This window comes from Mucilaginibacter humi (assembly GCF_013087555.1).
In genome coordinates this window covers 40980-57823 of sequence record NZ_JABFCR010000005.1, presented here as the reverse complement: position 1 = coordinate 57823, position 16844 = coordinate 40980, and the positions used below count along the sequence as shown (strand labels likewise).

14 protein-coding genes, 1 tRNA gene and 6 pseudogenes are annotated in these 16844 nt (G+C 41.3%); 5 read left to right on the top strand and 16 right to left on the bottom strand.

Annotated features, from left to right (window positions below):
- Nucleotides 1-328: 328 nt before the first annotated feature.
- The 3 genes from HK413_RS16070 (at nucleotide 329) to HK413_RS01915 (ending at nucleotide 1381) form a co-directional block, all read left to right on the top strand.
- Nucleotides 329-787, top strand: a complete 459-nt coding sequence (locus tag HK413_RS16070; RefSeq protein WP_317169194.1) for a methionine--tRNA ligase — start codon at nucleotides 329-331, stop codon at nucleotides 785-787.
- Nucleotides 729-1223: a methionine--tRNA ligase gene (locus tag HK413_RS16065; protein ID WP_246229522.1), complete on the top strand. Its 495-nt coding sequence runs from the start codon at nucleotides 729-731 to the stop codon at nucleotides 1221-1223. The genes HK413_RS16070 and HK413_RS16065 overlap by 59 nt, the downstream gene beginning before the upstream one ends.
- A gap of 86 nt (nucleotides 1224-1309) precedes the next feature.
- A tRNA-Arg gene (locus HK413_RS01915) sits at nucleotides 1310-1381 on the top strand.
- A 108-nt stretch (nucleotides 1382-1489) separates the two neighbouring features.
- On the opposite strand, the gene HK413_RS18990 is transcribed toward HK413_RS01915, so the two are convergent.
- From HK413_RS18990 to HK413_RS01870, 13 genes and pseudogenes are all read right to left on the bottom strand, one after another.
- Nucleotides 1490-1576, bottom strand: a complete 87-nt coding sequence (locus HK413_RS18990) for a hypothetical protein (protein WP_317169197.1) — start codon at nucleotides 1574-1576, stop codon at nucleotides 1490-1492.
- 26 nt (nucleotides 1577-1602) lie between these two features.
- Nucleotides 1603-2706, bottom strand: a complete 1104-nt coding sequence (locus HK413_RS01910; protein ID WP_262886733.1) for a HAMP domain-containing sensor histidine kinase — start codon at nucleotides 2704-2706, stop codon at nucleotides 1603-1605.
- 77 nt (nucleotides 2707-2783) lie between these two features.
- On the bottom strand, nucleotides 2784-3170 hold the full coding sequence (locus tag HK413_RS16060) for a hypothetical protein (RefSeq protein WP_246229521.1): 387 nt from the start codon (nucleotides 3168-3170) through the stop codon (nucleotides 2784-2786).
- Between the two features lie 71 nt (nucleotides 3171-3241).
- Nucleotides 3242-4368 (bottom strand): annotated as a pseudogene (locus HK413_RS01905) (sensor protein KdpD).
- Between the two features lie 112 nt (nucleotides 4369-4480).
- On the bottom strand, nucleotides 4481-5044 hold the full coding sequence (locus tag HK413_RS01900; RefSeq protein ID WP_175268933.1) for a K(+)-transporting ATPase subunit C: 564 nt from the start codon (nucleotides 5042-5044) through the stop codon (nucleotides 4481-4483).
- 4 nt (nucleotides 5045-5048) lie between these two features.
- Nucleotides 5049-7066 (bottom strand): annotated as a pseudogene (gene kdpB / locus HK413_RS01895) (potassium-transporting ATPase subunit KdpB).
- 12 nt (nucleotides 7067-7078) lie between these two features.
- Nucleotides 7079-8796, bottom strand: a pseudogene (kdpA, locus tag HK413_RS01890) (potassium-transporting ATPase subunit KdpA).
- A gap of 11 nt (nucleotides 8797-8807) precedes the next feature.
- A complete protein-coding gene (locus HK413_RS21820; protein WP_175268938.1) occupies nucleotides 8808-8885 on the bottom strand; it encodes a potassium-transporting ATPase subunit F in 78 nt (25 codons plus the stop codon).
- 246 nt (nucleotides 8886-9131) lie between these two features.
- Nucleotides 9132-9272 carry a helix-turn-helix domain-containing protein gene (locus HK413_RS20500; protein WP_317169196.1) on the bottom strand — a complete coding sequence of 47 codons (141 nt, stop codon included), beginning with the start codon at nucleotides 9270-9272 and terminating at the stop codon, nucleotides 9132-9134.
- A 66-nt stretch (nucleotides 9273-9338) separates the two neighbouring features.
- Nucleotides 9339-10480, bottom strand: a pseudogene (locus tag HK413_RS01880) (sigma-54-dependent transcriptional regulator); the annotation flags it as partial.
- A gap of 286 nt (nucleotides 10481-10766) precedes the next feature.
- Nucleotides 10767-11884, bottom strand: a pseudogene (locus tag HK413_RS18985) (glycoside hydrolase domain-containing protein).
- 58 nt (nucleotides 11885-11942) lie between these two features.
- Complete coding sequence (locus tag HK413_RS18980) at nucleotides 11943-12998, bottom strand: glycoside hydrolase domain-containing protein (protein WP_217451947.1); 1056 nt, start codon at nucleotides 12996-12998, stop codon at nucleotides 11943-11945.
- A gap of 273 nt (nucleotides 12999-13271) precedes the next feature.
- Nucleotides 13272-14234, bottom strand: a complete 963-nt coding sequence (locus HK413_RS01870) for a glycosyltransferase family 2 protein (RefSeq protein ID WP_175268932.1) — start codon at nucleotides 14232-14234, stop codon at nucleotides 13272-13274.
- 190 nt (nucleotides 14235-14424) lie between these two features.
- On the opposite strand from HK413_RS01870, the gene HK413_RS21815 reads away from it, so the two are divergent.
- Together HK413_RS21815 and HK413_RS01860 are read left to right on the top strand one after the other, a co-directional pair.
- The gene (locus HK413_RS21815) at nucleotides 14425-14691 is read left to right on the top strand and encodes a nucleotidyltransferase family protein (RefSeq protein ID WP_175268937.1); all 267 of its coding nucleotides are present in this window, start codon (nucleotides 14425-14427) and stop codon (nucleotides 14689-14691) included.
- Nucleotides 14690-15514, top strand: a pseudogene (locus HK413_RS01860) (nucleotidyltransferase family protein); the annotation flags it as partial. The gene HK413_RS21815 and the pseudogene HK413_RS01860, both read left to right, overlap by 2 nt.
- A gap of 50 nt (nucleotides 15515-15564) precedes the next feature.
- On the opposite strand, the gene HK413_RS18975 reads toward HK413_RS01860, so the two are convergent.
- The 3 genes from HK413_RS18975 to HK413_RS18965 are packed head-to-tail and all read right to left on the bottom strand — an operon-like array spanning nucleotide 15565 to nucleotide 16782.
- Nucleotides 15565-15693 carry a hypothetical protein gene (locus HK413_RS18975; RefSeq protein ID WP_262886732.1) on the bottom strand — a complete coding sequence of 43 codons (129 nt, stop codon included), beginning with the start codon at nucleotides 15691-15693 and terminating at the stop codon, nucleotides 15565-15567.
- Nucleotides 15690-16103 (bottom strand): ATP-binding cassette domain-containing protein, encoded by a 414-nt coding sequence (locus HK413_RS18970; RefSeq protein WP_262886731.1) that lies wholly within the window; start codon nucleotides 16101-16103, stop codon nucleotides 15690-15692. The genes HK413_RS18975 and HK413_RS18970 overlap by 4 nt, the downstream gene beginning before the upstream one ends.
- Nucleotides 16084-16782: an ATP-binding cassette domain-containing protein gene (locus HK413_RS18965; RefSeq protein ID WP_262886730.1), complete on the bottom strand. Its 699-nt coding sequence runs from the start codon at nucleotides 16780-16782 to the stop codon at nucleotides 16084-16086. The genes HK413_RS18970 and HK413_RS18965 overlap by 20 nt, the downstream gene beginning before the upstream one ends.
- Between the last annotated feature and the right edge of the window lie 62 nt (nucleotides 16783-16844).

Sequence of the window (16844 nt, the reverse complement as noted above, 5' to 3'; positions counted from 1 at the left end):
ACTTAGTTATACTATCATGAAAGTAAAAAATAAATTGCGTTTAGGGTTCGGCTTCTTATTTGTCATTGGTACTCTTTTTTGGCTGTGTTTCCTTGTTTTACATTAACGGATCTCTGACAGCGCCAAGGTGATTTTTAAAGGATAACTATAAACCTTGAAGGTGACAAAATGAGTACCAGCCGTGGCTGGAGCGTAGAGATGCACGAATACCGGAGGACCTGCCAGGCAAGATTGACGAACTGCGCTATTACCTCACCGCTATCGCCCCTGAAACCAGCGACAGCGAGTTTACTGGAAAGACTACCAGGCACGTGTAAATAACGAGCTGGTGGCCATACTGGGTAACTTTGTAAACCGCGTTATGATATTAATGCACAAGTTTTATGATGGAAAGGTTGAAGCCGCGACAGCTACCATAAACTTTACCGACGATAACCTGAGCAAGGAGATAGGCGGTTTTTACGATGAGCTACAGGCAAATTTTGAAGGCTACAAATTTAGGCAGGCCCAGCAAACTATGATGGAAATTGCACGCCCGGGTAACCGTTACCTTACCGAGAAAGAGCCGTGGAAAACAATTAAAACCGATCCTGAAGGTGCTAAAGACGCGTTGCATAATTGCCTGATATTGATAGGCCATTTGGCTACATGCCTGCAGCCATTTTTACCGGGCACCGCCAAAAAGATCTTCGCGATGCTGAACCTGCCTAAGGACCAATTATTTTTTGATGAAGATTTTGTCCTCGGCTACCGGGCACCAGTTAAATGCACCGTCATTACTGTTTGAAAAAATAGAGGACGACCTGATAGCCCGCCAGGTACAAAAGCTGATCAACAAAAAAGCCGCTATTGAAGGGCCTGCTGTAGTCGAAGCAATGCCGGTTGCCCCGGCCAAGGAAAATATAGTTTTCGACCAGTTTGCCGCTATGGATATCCGCATAGGTACCATACTTACCGCCGAAAAGGTTGCCAAAACCAAAAAGCTGATGAAACTGACCATTGATACCGGCATAGACCAGCGTACAGTAGTATCGGGCATTGCCGAACATTTTGAGCCCGAAGGTATAATTGGCCAGCAGGTAAGCATATTGGTAAATTTAGAGCCCCGCGAAATAAAAGGCATACTATCACAAGGCATGATTTTAATGGCTGAGAATGCCGAGGGTAAACTCAATTTTGTATCACCTGTAAACTGGATGCCTAACGGCTCGGGTGTACGGTAGTGGATGTGCAAATGGATTTAAATTTGCGCTTTAGATAATCATCTATAATTTGCACATTTGCACATCTGCATATTTGCAAATCAAATGGTCCCGTAGTTCAACGGATAGAATAGGAGTTTCCTAAACTCTAGATATGAGTTCGATTCTCGTCGGGACCACGTTTAAAAACAAATAAACTCTGTAAGTTAATGACTTATGGAGTTTATTGTTTTTTGCCAACAACAATCCAATTTTTAAATAAGCAGTATCATCCTGTTTAATCTAAATTAAGCGGTAGCCACAGGCAATGTAAAACTAAACCGACTACCGACACCAACTTCACTTTCTACACTAATATCACCACCCTGTGCTATTATAAATTCTTTTGATATCGCTAAACCTAATCCTGATCCCGATTTGTTTTGACCATCGGTTGGTACCGGAAATATCGATCAAACAACCGTTCCTGATATTGTGCATCTATTCCTTTGCCAAAGTCTTTCACAGAAAATTCTACCATGTTTTGTTTTTTCGTTACATTGACGATGATCTTTGATTTGGCATGGCTGTAACGTAAGGCGTTAGATAGAAAGTTCACCATCACCCGGGCGGTCTTTTCTACATCTGCATAAACATCCGGGGTGTTGTCTTCAATAATCTGATCAATGATAATCTCTTTTTGATCTGCTTCAAACTTTACCGCTTTAACAGCATATTCCAAGATTTGTTCAGGTCGGGTTCCGACAAAGTTTAATTGAATATTACCGGTTTCAACTTGAGAAAGGTCAAGTAATTCGTAAGTTATTTTTAGTAAACGCTCAGCATCACCGGCAATATGTTTAACCAATTGACTTTGCTCGTCGTTAAGGCCGCCTATCCTATCATCGCCCAGTAGTTTAGCGCTCATTTTTATGGCTGATATCGGCGTTTTAAGTTCATGCGATATAGTTGCTATGAAATTGCTTTTGGCCTCGTCGCGCTCTTTAAACTCGGTAATATTACGTAATACATAAACTTTACCTGCCGACTTTAAGGCTTTCACTATAGGTGCGGTGTCGTCCGGTGATAAATTAGGGACAGAAATTTCACGGGTTTCCAACTGAAAGTGCGAATCCTTTCCATCCGCATAAATTTTAAAAGGTTTATTACTATTTCCACCTTCAACAATTGATCTGAACAAGTCGTTGCTCCCGGCAATTGCTGTTATGGTTTTTCCCTCTGTACTCTCATCCTTTAAACCTAAAATGGTTTTGGCTGCTGTATTTATAAATAATATTTCCTCCTTTTCGTTTATACCGATAATAGCATCCTGCATTTGTTCTATAATTGTCTCTATCCGCCGTTTTTCGGACATTATCTTTGAAAGGTTGCTGTTTTCCCACTCATCCAATCGCCAGGCCATGTCATTAAAAGCGTTTGCCACTTCTGCAAACTCGTCGTTTTGATCAAAATGGATACGTTGTTTATAATTCTTTTTAGCAATCTCCCTGATACCATCAAGCAAAGAATTTAAAGGGTTAGAAATTATGCCTGGAAAATTTACGCTGAAGCTAAATAAAATAAGGAAGGTAATAGCGCCCGCTATGCCCGGAAAACACTTGCATCTTCAACCGATTGATGGGCCTTGTCGTTTTTAAGAACTATGGCACGCAGGTTTACGTTGTCAATTGTTCGCAGATGTTTGCGTGCTTCTCTCTCTGCTAATTTAAGTCGCTCACGTGGCGCAGTAACATATTGCAATTCGTTAAAGGCTTTGCGCAAGTTCTTTACCGCTGCCAATTCGCCCGGCTCGGTTACATTATGTTCTTCCTTGATAAGTTGTCTATTAAAATCTGCCGATGCTTCCGGACTAAGCGGCAGGTCATGCTCATCAAGAATGGTTCGCATTTCTTTAGTGAAGTTCAAAGTCTTATAGTTATCCTTTAAAATCACCTTGGCGCTGTCAGAGATCTCGTTAATGTAAAACAAGGAAACACAGCCAAAAAAGAGTACCACGACAAATAAGAAGCCGAACCCTAAACGCAATTTATTTTTTACTTTCATGATAGTATAACTAAGTCAATTTCTGTGGATGCTATATTTTTAAGCAGTCCGTTAAATATGGGTGTTCTTATTATTACCTGGAACAGGCTTAAATGGGGTTTGCCAATACAGATAGTTGTTATCTCGCGGTCTTTGGCTACCTGCATAATAGTTTGGGTTATTTGGTCGCTTTTTACTTTCATAACTTCAGCACCCAATTCGGTAGCCAACTTAAAATTATTAATTAAATAGCGCTGTTTGTCCAACTTTATCTTGTCAAGACTTTCGCTGCTGCTTTGAACGTAAAGCACTATCCATGGCGACCGATAATAGGATGCCAAACGTGCAGTTTTACGGATTACAACCTTGGATGTTTCTGCATTGGATGATATACAGGCCAGAACCGTTCTTGCCGCAATTTAATCTGTTTAGGTACTTCTATATCAATTTTTCGCTCTAAGTGGTGTGCTACTTCCTTTAACGCTATCTCTCTTAGCTGCAATATCTTTTCGCTGCGAAAGAAGTTTTGTAAGGCCCGTTCGACTTTTGATTTATCGTAGATCTTGCCATCTTTAAGGCGATCTATTAATTCGTCGGCGGTTAGATCGATATTCACAATCTCATCTGCCATTTCCAATACCTTATCAGGTATGCGCTCGTTTATCGGTATACCAGTGATCTTTTCTATCTCCTCATTAAGGCTTTCAAGGTGCTGGATATTTACGGCGGATATTACGTTGATGCCAGCCTCTAATATGTCAACCACATCCTGCCAGCGCTTGGTGTTCTTGCTGCCTTCAATATTGCTATGTGCCAGTTCATCCACTATCACAACTTCCGGATGACGGTTAAGTATGGCCTTAAGGTCCATTTCTTCTAGCTCCTTACCCTTGTAAAATATTTTACGGCGTTGAATTAAAGGTAAGCCTGCTAATAAGGCGTGGGTCTCTAATCGGTTATGGGTTTCTATATAACCAATCTGTATATCGATGCCATTGCGTAGTAATGAATGCGCTTCCTGTAACATACGGTAGCTTTTGCCTACACCAGCACTCATACCGATATAAATTTTGAACTTACCACGCCCGGAGCTTTTTATCAGTTCTAAAAAATGCGCTACAGACTGCTCTCTATTTTCTTCCATAATTAACCTGTAAACCTATAAAAGGGGATGTAAAAAACACCCCCTTTTGCATACTCACATTTAACTAACTAATCAACAACAATTAGTATGTCGCGTATGCTTTATCTTCATTTTATTTCAATTGATCAAGTGCAACATTTAATTTAAGTACATTAACTTTTGATGGACCGAATAAACCCATTAACGGGCCTTCTGTGTGTTTTTTAACCAACTCGACTACCTTGTTCTCATTTAACTTTCGGTAAGCAGCTACGCGCTTAATTTGAATGGTTGCAGCTTCAGGCGATACGTCAGGATCAAGACCGCTGCCTGATGCAGTGACCATTTCAGAAGGAATATCGCTGCGTTTTAAATATGGGTGGTATTTTAAAAGGGTATCAATGCGGTTGGCTACGTCTTTTAAATAACCAGGATTACTGGGGCCCTTATTAGAACCGGCAGAACCTGCAGCATTGTAGCCAACTGCCGATGGCCTGCCCCAAAAGTATTGTGGTTTGGTAAAGCTTTGACCAACTGCCGCATAACCGACAATTTTGCCGTTTACTATAATTGTTTCGCCGTTACCGACGCCTTTAGATAATTTGCCTGCAAAGGCAATAAATATAGGATAAATAACACATAATAGTACGGTAAGCACTACGGTAAGCCTTATGGCTTGTATGATGTATGTTTTCATAGTTTTATAACATTATAGAAATAACCATATCAATTAATTTGATCCCGATAAAAGGCGCTATTATACCGCCGGCACCATAGATCAATAAGTTGCGGCGAAGCAATGCGCTTGCACCAATGGGCTTGTATTCAACACCTTTTAACGCCAACGGTATCAGCATTGGGATAATGATAGCATTAAATATCACTGCGGAAAGGATAGCACTTTCGGGGCTATGTAACCCCATAATGTTAATGCTTGCCGGGGCGGGTATAGATGCCATAAACAAAGCCGGAACAATGGCAAAGTACTTAGCCACGTCATTAGCTATGGAAAAAGTGGTTAGCGTTCCTCTTGTAATTAGCAATTGTTTGCCTATCTCAACAATCTCTATTAACTTAGTTGGGTCATTGTCAAGGTCTACCATGTTGCCGGCTTCTTTTGCTGCCTGGGTACCACTGTTCATTGCTACACCCACATCCGCCTGTGCAAGTGCCGGGGCGTCATTGGTGCCGTCACCCATCATAGCAACCAGTTTGCCGTTTGCCTGCTCTTCGCGGATGTAGCGCATCTTGTCTTCGGGCTTTGCTTCAGCAATAAAATCATCAACTCCAGCCTTATCCGCAATAAATTTGGCAGTAAGCGGGTTATCGCCGGTTACCATCACTGTTTTTATGCCCATTTTACGTAAGCGCTCAAAACGTTCGGCAATACCGGGTTTAATAATATCCTGTAGTTCTATTACACCCAAAATGTCATTATTTTGCGCTACAACTAAAGGCGTACCACCATTCGAGGCAATGCTTTAACCCGCTCTTCCACATTTGCAGGCACTTCCTTATTTGCTTTATGTGCCATTGTGCGGATAGAATCAAATGCACCCTTACGAATAGATTTGCCGTCCGGCGTGTCAATACCGCTTGATCTTGTTTCGGCGGAGAATTTGATGAATACCGCGCCTTGAGGGACTTGTAATGAGAGGTCGGCCAATTCTATAATTGATTTACCTTCCGGGGTTTCGTCGGCTAATGATGATAGGGCCGATGCTTTAATCATATCGGCTTCGTTTACACCTTCGGCGGCCCAAAAATGGGTAGCTTTACGGTTGCCTATTGTTATTGTACCGGTTTTATCCAATAATAAAACATCAATATCGCCTGCTGTCTCAACAGCTTTACCCGATTTGGTTATTACGTTTGCGCGTAATGCCCTGTCCATTCCCGCAATACCGATAGCCGATAATAAGCCGCCGATAGTTGTGGGTATCAGGCAAACGAATAAAGATATGAGCGCGGCTATGGTTATAGGCGTATTTGCATAATCTGCAAATGGTTTAAGCGTAACGCACACAATAACAAATATCAACGTAAAGCTTGCTAACAAGATAGTTAGAGCTATCTCATTTGGTGTCTTTTGGCGCGACGCACCTTCTACCAATGCGATCATTTTATCCGGGAAGCTTTCGCCGGGCTGGGTGGTAACCTGTACCTTGATCTGGTCAGACAAAACCTTTGTGCCACCTGTTACTGAAGATTTGTCGCCGCCGGCTTCGCGGATAACCGGAGCCGATTCGCCGGTAATGGCCGATTCGTCTATAGTTGCCAGGCCTTCAATTATTTCGCCATCGGTAGGTATGGTATCACCGGCTTCACAAATAAACACATCACCTTTTAGTAATTGGTTTGATGAACGGGTAACTATCTCTCCTTTAGCTAACACAACTTTAGCGGGTGTGTCTTCACGAGTTTTACGCAAGCTGTCAGCCCGGGCCTTACCGCGTGCTTCTGCTATGGCTTCTGCAAAATTTGCAAATAATACGGTAAGCAGTAAAATAATAAAAATGATGACATTGTAAATGAACGAACCCTGCCCGTGATGGCTAAAGCTATATACGCTCATGTAAAGCATGATAGCAGTGCCTATCTCCACGGTGAACATCACCGGGTTACGCATCATGATCTTTGGGTTTAGTTTTACGAACGACTGTGCCAGCGCGGTTTGTACTAATGCAGGTTCAAATAATTTATTAGATTGAGTTTTCATTTTTTTGAGCGATTATTTAAGCATTGAAAAATATTCGGCGATAGGCCCTAAAGCCAGCGCGGGGAAGTATGACAACGCGTTTAAAACTAAGATGACAGCAAACGTCATTAAGCCAAAAGTTACTGTATCAACCTTTAAAGTACCTGCAGATTCAGGTATAAATTTCTTTTGAGCCAATAAACCTGCTATTGCTATCGGGCCAATTATTGGCAGGAAACGACCCAGATCAGTACAAACCCGGTTGAAACGTTCCACCAGATATTATTATCGCCCAAACCCTCAAACCCTGAACCGTTATTTGCGTTTGCCGAAGTGTATTCGTACAGCATTTCAGAAAAGCCATGATAGCCCGGGTTATTCAGCCACGCCGACGGTTTTACGGCCCAATCAACTGCCGGATGAGCTACAAATACATAACTGGCTAATGCCGTACCTGCCATGATCAGCAAAGGACTTAATAGTGTGATGAGGGCTGCTATTTTTACTTCACGGGCCTCAACCTTATGCCCCAAAAATTCGGGCGTACGGCCTACCATAAGACCAGAAATAAAGACTGCGATAATCAGGTAGATAAAGTAATTTAACAAGCCAACACCACAGCCTCCAAAGAAGCCGTTTATCATCATGGCCAACAATTGCCATAGGCCGGTTAATGCCATGGTACTATCGTGCATTCCGTTTACAGAACCTGTCGACGTTACAGTGGTTAAAGTACTCCAGTAAGCTGTCGCTGCGGGGCCAAATCTTACCTCTTTACCTTCCATTGCGCCGCTGTGTTGGGTTACGCCCATTTTGGCGATCAACGGGTTACCACCCAATTCGCTGCTTATAGTTGGTAACATTAGCATAAATACGCCAACCATCATCACCCCAAACATAACCCAGCCTAATTTTTTGCGGCGAATGTAAAAGCCGAAAGCTAAGATCATAGCTACGGGGATAATAAACTGAGAGACGATCTCGGTCATATTTGTAAGGTAGTTCGGGTTCTCTAACGGATGTGCAGAGTTTGCACCGAACCAACCGCCGCCGTTTGTGCCTAAATGTTTAATGGCGATCATTTGTGCTGCAGGCCCGCGGGACAGGTTAACCGTATCGCCTTGCAGCGAAATAAATTTATCCTTACCTGCATAACTGCTTGGCGTGCCATTAAAAGCTAAAACGATAGCCACGATTACAGATAGCGGCAACAATAAACGGGTAATAGCTTTTACAAAGAAATTCCAGAAATTACCAAGGTCTGTTGTGGTTTTATCTCTGAACGCTTTAAACACAGCAACGGCTGAAGCAATCCCTGTAGCCGCACTCGCAAAATGTAAAAACATAAAGATGAAATGCTGTGTGAGATAAGTGGCGCCAGATTCGCCTGAATAATGTTGCAGGTTACAGTTTACTACGAAACTGATAATGGTATTGAAAGCGAGATCTGGTGTTTGGCCGGGGTTACCGTCAGGATTAAGCGGCAACTTATCCTGGTACATTAAAGCGAAAAAGCCATATACCAACCAAAACAGGTTAATGGTCATCATGGCTTTCAAAAACTGTTTCCAGTTCATGGGGGCATCCGGGTTGATGCCAGACAGTTTAAAGATGCCTCTTTCAAGAGGTTTTAAAAAATCAGTCCAAACCTTTTCGCCGGCAAACATTTTTGCCAAATACTTACCCAGGGGTATAGCTATTAAAAGCGTGATGACGAAGGATGCAATGATTCCAAGTAATTCAGTGTTCATTGTTTTGTTAATTAAAAGTTTTCGGGTTTAAGCAGCACATATACCATGTATATAAAAACCGCAATAGAGATGATGAATAATGCGAACATAGCTTTCAGATTTTTTCGAACCAGTTGATGGATTTAAAAATGAACCACCAGCATACCAGGATGGCGAGGAAAAGAATTAAAGTGATCATAGTTTTTTATTTGTTAGCCTATTACCAAAACTGGCACCAGCTTTAAAATAAAACTTCAATCATCTGATAATCAATGTATTAATTTTTTACAAAGACGCATTAAACAAAAAGACCCTACCAAAATGGAAGGGTCTTTTTATCAAATGAGCAGGGTTGTTTAAGAGATGGTATAATGTTCCAGTTTACGGTAAAGTGTAGTTAAACCAATGTTTAACAACCTCGCGGCTTCGGTTTTATTACCATGTGTATGGTTTAGTACTTTATAGATATGCTGTTTTTCTATTGATTCAAGGTCCATAGCATTTGCATCAATGTGGGTGGTCCTAAATTCAATAGGCAATAAATCAACACCTATAACCCCCTTTTCGGCTAATATTACAACGCGTTCAATTACATTCTTCAACTCGCGCACATTGCCTTTCCAATGATGCTGTGTGAGGACGTGGATAAACTCATCACTCATGCGTTCAATGCGGGTGTTTATTTTAGCTGCAAACTGTTTAAGGTAATGTTTGGCTATAAGTTCTATATCATCTTTACGTTCATTTAACGAGGGAAGGTTGATGGTGAAAACAGACAGCCTGTAAAATAAGTCTAAACGAAATCTGTTTGCTTCGGCTTCCTTTTGCAGATCGCGGTTGGTAGCCGCCAGTATGCGGATGTTAACTTTGGTGGTTTGAGTATCTCCAATTTTTATAAAGGTACGGCTCTCTAACACGCGTAGTAGTTTGGCTTGTAGTTCCAAGCTCATTTCGCCTACCTCATCTAAAAATATGGTTCCGTTATTAGCTTCTTCAAACAGACCTTTTTGTCTTTAACGGCGCCGGTAAATGATCCGGCTTTGTAGCCAAATAGTTCACTCTCTAATAACCCGGAGGGGAAACTACTGCAATTAACAGCCACAAAAGGTTGCAATTTACGGCTGCTTTCATAATGGATAGATTCGGCAAAAACTTCTTTACCGGTGCCGGTTTCGCCCAATAATAGAACGGTTGTATCTGTTGGTGCTACCTTTTTCGCAACAGCTATCGCCTCGCGTATCGCTTTTGATTTTCCGAGGATGTGGTCAAAGCTATATTTGCCTGTTATACGCGCTTCCGTGTTGAGTACACGTAATTGAAATTGAGCTTTTTCCGCTGCTTTATAAACTAACGGGATAATCTTGTCATTATCATCTCCTTTGGTGATATAGTCAAATCCGCCGTTTTTAATAGCCTGAACGCCATCTGCTATAGTTCCGTGGGCGGTTAAATTAATGACCTCAACATAAGGTTTCTTTTCTTTAATGAGCTTGACTAGTTCAACTCCATTGATGTCCGGTAATTTCACATCGCTTATTACAACGTGGATATCTTCCAGCATTAGAGTTTTTAAACCTTCCTTAGCTGTATAAGTTTTGAAAAGATGAAAGCCTTCCAGTTCTAATACCCTTGCAATTAAGGCCGCAAGTCCCTGTTCATCATCAATGATGAGAACATTTGCTGATTCTGTTATTTTGGTTTGCATAAAAAGCTATTAGCTAAAAGAAGGCCTAATATATAATAATCGTTAAAGTTACTTTAATGAGCTGTGGGATAAGTCTTTTAACTTTAGATTGTCGGCAATCATTTCTAAAACCCTTTCAAAAGTACAGATCATTTTATCATTTTGGGGTGATAATTCACTCACAATAGAAGGACTTGAATTTATGAAGTCAACTATCTTAAGAAAATCTTCTGCAAAAAGATTCGATAATTGAGGTAGTTGTCCATATATAACAAAAAAGGAGCGATCACATCGCCCCTTTCTTATTTTATACTTTTCGGTAAGCATTACTTTGTATAAATATCCAACGCTTTACCTTTTTCATATCATCATAATCAACAAACCAGCCTTTAAGCGGTTTTCCACCTATAGCCAATTTGCTAATGTTTTTGCCGCTTCCTTTTTTGTTGATGGTAAACGTCTTGCCATCGCCAAGCTGCATTTCCACTTTGTCGAAAATAGGGACCGATACAATATATTCAGGATCTGTAGGTGAATAAGGGTAGATGCCCATCGCATTAAAGACATACCATCCTGTAAGCGAGCCATAGTCATCCATTCCTGCCAATGCAAGTCCTTCGGGACCCATACCGTAATATTCTGACAAGAGTTTGGTAAGGATAGCCTGCGATTTTTCAGGCTTGTTTACGAAGTAATAAAGATAAGGGTAATTAAAGTCGGGCTGGTTACCCATACAGAACTGCCCCAAAAAACATGAAAGGTTATCCTTTGCATAACCACCCCATGGAATGGTGAAAAGCGAATCTAACTTAAGCTCGAAGTCTTTAGGGCTTTTGTACAGAGCGATAAGTCCTTTAGTATCATGCGGTACAAAGAATGATGCCTGCCGGCGTTTGCCTCGCGGTACATAAATTCGTAGTAGGGATAGGAAGGGTTGAACGGTGTGACCCATTTTCCGTCAGCAAGGCGGCCTCTCATAAACCCGGTTTGGGCATCAAATACCTTCTTATAGTTTTGGCTGCGGTTCATCATGGCGTTATACGTATCCTTATCGCCAAGCACCTTAGCCAGTTGTGCTACCGAATAATCCGAATAAGCAAATTCAAGCGTTTTGGTGGTTCCGGCGGTAGATACAGTTTCCGTGGTTGGGTTCGGAATGTTTACTTCAGCCACATATCCCAGTTTAAGATAGTCGTCGTTATGAGGCACGGGTGTCCTTACACCATTACCAGAAGGTGTATTGGCGTTATTAAGCATCAAACTATATGCTTTTTGGACATCGTAGCCCTTAACGCCGCGTGCATACGCACCGGCTATATATGATGAAGCGAAATCACCATGAAACGAAGTAGACAGGAACCCTGTACGCTCGCCGGCAAGGATCATCGATTTGATAACGTTATTACTGACGTCGGGCAGAAGCATATTCAACATAACAAGCTGCGTGCGGAAAACATCCCATAAACCCGGGCCCCGGTAAACATCAAATCCGGGCACTGTATCCCTTGGCGCAGCCATGGTAACCGGCGCATCGCCCCTGGGCTCGCCGTCTGCCGCCGCCACCAATTGCTATTTTACCATTAGCGTCACTTATAAGGCTTGGGTACCAAAACTGCCTGTAAAGGCATGAATAGAACATCTCCTTTTGTTTTTTTGTCCCGCCGGTAACCTTTATCCTGCCCAACAGATTTTCCCAGCTTTGATCGGCCTCCTTATAAACCCGGTTGAAGGTTTTGTTTGCTATTTCTGTAGTATAGTTAGCTTTTGCACCATCGGCACTAACGCTCGAAAGGGCAATTTTAACTTCTAACGGTTTCACGGATTGTTCGAAACTTATAACCGGGACATCAATGTTCCCGGTAAGTTTCCGCTGGCCGCCTGCTCCCTGGCCGCTGCGCGGGATATCGGGCTGGTTAGGGTTACGTTTGCTGATATCAATACTTTTGATCTTATGGTTCATCACGGCATAAAAATACAGGTTGCCCTGTTTTCCCGTAACTGCATAATCGCCGGCCTTATTAATTTCCCGTGCTGCTGCCACCGCCTGAGTGTACAAGATCAAATGCGAGTTTTTATCCCGGCCGCCTAAGTAGGTGTATTTATAGTATGCGCACCGTTTGGTGGCGGTTAGCTCTGCCTTAATATTGTAGCGGCTTAACAGCACCCGGTAGTACCCCGGATGTGCCGCTTCGTTTGCATGGCTATAAGCTGAAGCAAAGTCATCAGCGGTGAAATTTTTACCTTCTAACGGCATAATGGGGATGTTAAGCTGGCCCCAATCGGTCCCGCTTGTTTGTGCGAAAGCTTTAATGGTGCCAACCTCGTACTCATAACCGCTACCACTGCCATAAGTAGTAACCGGAACAGCTTGTACCATGCCAAATGGTGTAGTAGCTGCAGGCCCGTCAAGGCCGTTCCACGTGCGCCATGGCGGATCATAGCCAAGCAACTTGGGGTCAGTTAAAACTGTTGTGCCTATCAGCGGGTTTACATAATTGGTAAGGCGGATTTTGGCCTGTCCGTAAGTTAGAGCCGGCAAGACAATCCCGGCCAAAATAAGGCTCCTTATTTTTTCATAATTATTTAAAGTAAAAAATATGCAGGTTATAAACTTGGTAGTTTTTATAATATAAAACTAATAAAAAGAAAAGATGAGTAACAAAACAGTAACAAGAATACTACCGATAAAAACAGCTAATAAAAAAGGATATTAATGTTTTAATACAGATTTTGAGTATAAATACTCAACTATATCGATTGCGTAGAAATGCCAATATACAGTTGCCTAAAACCGACCCGGACAGAAATTTGATTATAGGTTTGTTGCAATTTTGTTTTTATAGAATTGAGAAATAATAATTAAAAAATGGTAAAGCCATAAAAATAATGCGGGACTTACAGACACCATTAAATATTTTAGCTTAAACAAAAACGAAGGCTTCCGATCCATATATTCCGACAACATTTTAATAATGTCGGCATAGCTGTTAGTTTCAATGCCAAAACATTTGCGCCATATAAACAGCCCTTCGCCATAGCTATCAAGGTACTCCATGGTCTCATTACCCCATTTGCTTAGTAAAATTTGCTTAAAATCGGTGTTTCCCAATGTATTAGAAGATAACCGGGTATCCGGGTGCATATTTATTTGTACTAATGCATCAGGTATTGATTTTACTTTTAAATTCAATTCAATTAAGCGCCGGCAAAGGTCATAGTCTTCCATTCTGCGCAGGCGTTCGTCAAAAAACAGATTGTTATCAATAAAAATTTTTTTGTTGATAATGATAGATGAACATGACATCATCATTAGCCCTTTGCTGTGCCGTACTTTGTCATATTTATAATACCGGTACATTTTAAATGGGTATGGATATATATTAGCTTCGTTAGCGCAGTACAACAGTGCCAGCCCGGCATCATTTAACAGGTATTGTACACGTGTTGCCAGGCTGTTGTTCAATAATTCGTCATCATCATCAAGCAAACAAACAAATTGTCCTTTAGCTATTTTAAGTCCATCATTACGCGCGCCTGATGCAAAAGGCTTTGCGCTATGCAGGTATTGCCAGGCTATGTCAGGATGCGACCTTTCAAAATCTTGCAAGGTTTTTTCAACACCATTGCTAAACGCAGGGTCGGGGTTGTTATCAACCACCATTACCTCCATATTTTTAACAGCATTTTTTACAACTGATAATAATGCTCGTTCTAAAAGGCGCGGACGGTTGCGGGTAGGTATAAGTACGGTTACCAATGTGCTGTTACCGTTCATATATTTATTTGGGGCTTCCCTGTTTTGTTTATACATTTAGCATTCAATAATACTAAAATTTTCAGGCAAGCAAAATGCTTGCGGCATTAATGCTAACCATCCAACAACTTAAAAAACCTACCCTGCCGAGCAGGTAACATTAGTTTTATTAGCAAGGCTATACTTTAATACCGTAACACCAAATGAGGTTATAAATTTTATAACCGAAACTACTATTAACTGGCCCCTTTTATATAAAATTACCCGCGCACATGGCTTGCGGTCTTTTATTTACTTTATTATTAAACAGCATGCTATTATTACCACCCAACAGTTTGAAGGTAGGCTGCAAAGCAGTTATGATAAAATAAGGCGGCAAAACTTGACAATGGCTATCGCCGCTTCTAAGATACTGAGCGATCTTAAGAAACAGGGCATTGTAATAATACCGTACAAAGGGCCTTTTTTTTGCATATAGCTATTACGGCGACATTGCCCTCAGAGAGAGTACTGACCTTGATTTTTTAGTAGCTCAAAATGATGTTGATGAAATTGAAAGCTATTTTATCGGCAATAATTATTTGGCTAAAACTACTGTACCTAAGGCATACCTAAAATATTATAAGCAGCACTTTAAAGATATTGTTTACCGAACCCCGTGCGGTCGTGGCGCTTTTAGTGTGGAGATGCATTGGCGGTTAATGGAAAAATTTTCAGGAGATTATCCTTCATATGATTTTTTTCTGCAGCACTTAAAGCCTAATGCACTGGGTGGATTAAAAGTAAATAAACTATCACCTACTTATGATCTGATAGCCGTGATATCAAACCATTTCGTAAAGGATATGAGCATAAAGTTCAAATACATGGTTGATGTTGCCTGTCTGATACATAAAGAAGAGGTTTTAATAGATAAGCAGCTCTTAGAAGAAACGGCCAAGCGCTATGGATTTAACAAGCGGTTACAAATAGGCTTAGCACTTACAGAAAACCTGCTTGGTATAAAAATGGGCAATGAGCCCGGAGCAATTACTGATGTTACGGCTTTCTTGCCTGTACCACTGGCATTTCCGCTTCATCTTCCACGATTATACATTAACGAGCCCAAGTTTATTAAGCGCTCGTTACAACTGCAGGACAATAATTGGAACAAAGTAAAGTTTATCTGTAAGATTATAAGCTACGCCCTTTTACCTACTTATGAAGATATTAACCGGCAGGGCACTGCGCCCAAACATTTACTGCGTTTAATTATAACAAGGCCTTTCCGGTTGTTTTATGGAACAATAAAGCGTAAATAACTATAATTGTTGAGCATCATACATCTTTTTGAAAACTCCGTTTCGGGTTATTAACGTTTCCGGCTGCCTTCTTCAATAACACTGCCTTCATGCATCAAATAAATATAATCGGCTATTTTTAAATTATACAGGCGGTGCGTTATCAGAATAACCATTTTATCCTTTAACTGTTCCTTCACATTTTTATATACCTCAAATTCGGCATTTGCGTCGAGCGCGCTGGTAGGCTCATCCAGACCACCAGCTGTGCCTTTTTATAAAATATCCTTGCCAGGGCAAGCTTTTGCCATTGGCCGCCGCTTAACTGCTCGCTACCTGTAAACATTCGCCCCATACGGGTTTTGTAAGCGTTGCGTAATGTCGAAATAAAAGGGTGGGCGCCCGATAATACCGCAGCGTTTTGTACCGCTGTCGGGTCAAATTCATCTTCGCCAATTGCTATATTTTCTTCTATCGTAAAAAAATACTTTTCAAAATCCTGAAATAAAAAAATAGAGTTTTTCCTGAATTCGGGTAAATTAATAGCGTCAAGAGGCTCATCATTTAAATGTATAGTTCCATCCTGAACGTCATAAAGCCGGGCGAGCAATTTTACCAGGGGTTGATTTTCCGCAACCATTTTCGCCAACTATGGCAATAATTTTCCCCGGTTCGCATTTTAATGATACTTTATTTAAAGCTACCCGTGTTGACAGCGGATAGGTAAACGATAATTTGTTTATAACCAACCCTGCGCCGGTATAAGGATAGCTGAGGGAAGTTTCCTGCCCGGCTGTTTTAATATCAAAAAAGGCAAATATATTCTGTAAAAAAGGCGTTGCTGAAAAAGCTGCACCCGGCTTGCAAAAACTTTTTGAAGCGCTTTGCAAACGTTGGAAGCCCCGGATATAAATTACAAACGAGGCTACTGTAATTGCCTCCACCCACGTTTGTTTAGCCAAAACGCCAAAAACAATTGCCATAACAATAATTTCAAACGCTTCTGATCCAAGGCTATAAACTGTAAACCGGTAGTTGAGCTTTCGTTTTTCTTTATGTATATGCTTGCGTATTTTTCTGAATTTTTCAATAAAAGCGTGTCCAAAGCCAAATACACGCACTTCTTTGGCTGCGCTGATGCCAGTTAAGGTTTGGTGCAGATAACCGGCTTCCCGCTCAAGCGGGACAAACTGCCGATCGAGCTTTAATAATGCAACGCCCGAATACCATTTTACCACTGCTAACGGGATAGATAGCAGCATAAAAAATAGTGCGAATAATGAATGCATGGTTATAAAAAAGCCAATAAGCCCCACCAGTGTGATTGTATTTACAACAATTGCATTAAAAT

Excerpts from the sequence above, each read along its gene's own strand:
- HK413_RS21820 (WP_175268938.1), bottom strand. The coding sequence starts at position 8,885 with ATGTTCGCATTATTCATCATCTCTATTGCGGTTTTTATATACATGGTA.
- HK413_RS20500 (WP_317169196.1), bottom strand. The coding sequence starts at position 9,272 with ATGGACCTTGAATCAATAGAAAAACAGCATATCTATAAAGTACTAAAC.
- HK413_RS01870 (WP_175268932.1), bottom strand. The coding sequence starts at position 14,234 with ATGAACGGTAACAGCACATTGGTAACCGTACTTATACCTACCCGCAAC.
- HK413_RS01900 (WP_175268933.1), bottom strand. The coding sequence starts at position 5,044 with ATGAAAACATACATCATACAAGCCATAAGGCTTACCGTAGTGCTTACC.
- HK413_RS18965 (WP_262886730.1), bottom strand. The coding sequence starts at position 16,782 with ATGCATTCATTATTCGCACTATTTTTTATGCTGCTATCTATCCCGTTA.
- HK413_RS16065 (WP_246229522.1), top strand. The coding sequence starts at position 729 with ATGAAGATTTTGTCCTCGGCTACCGGGCACCAGTTAAATGCACCGTCA.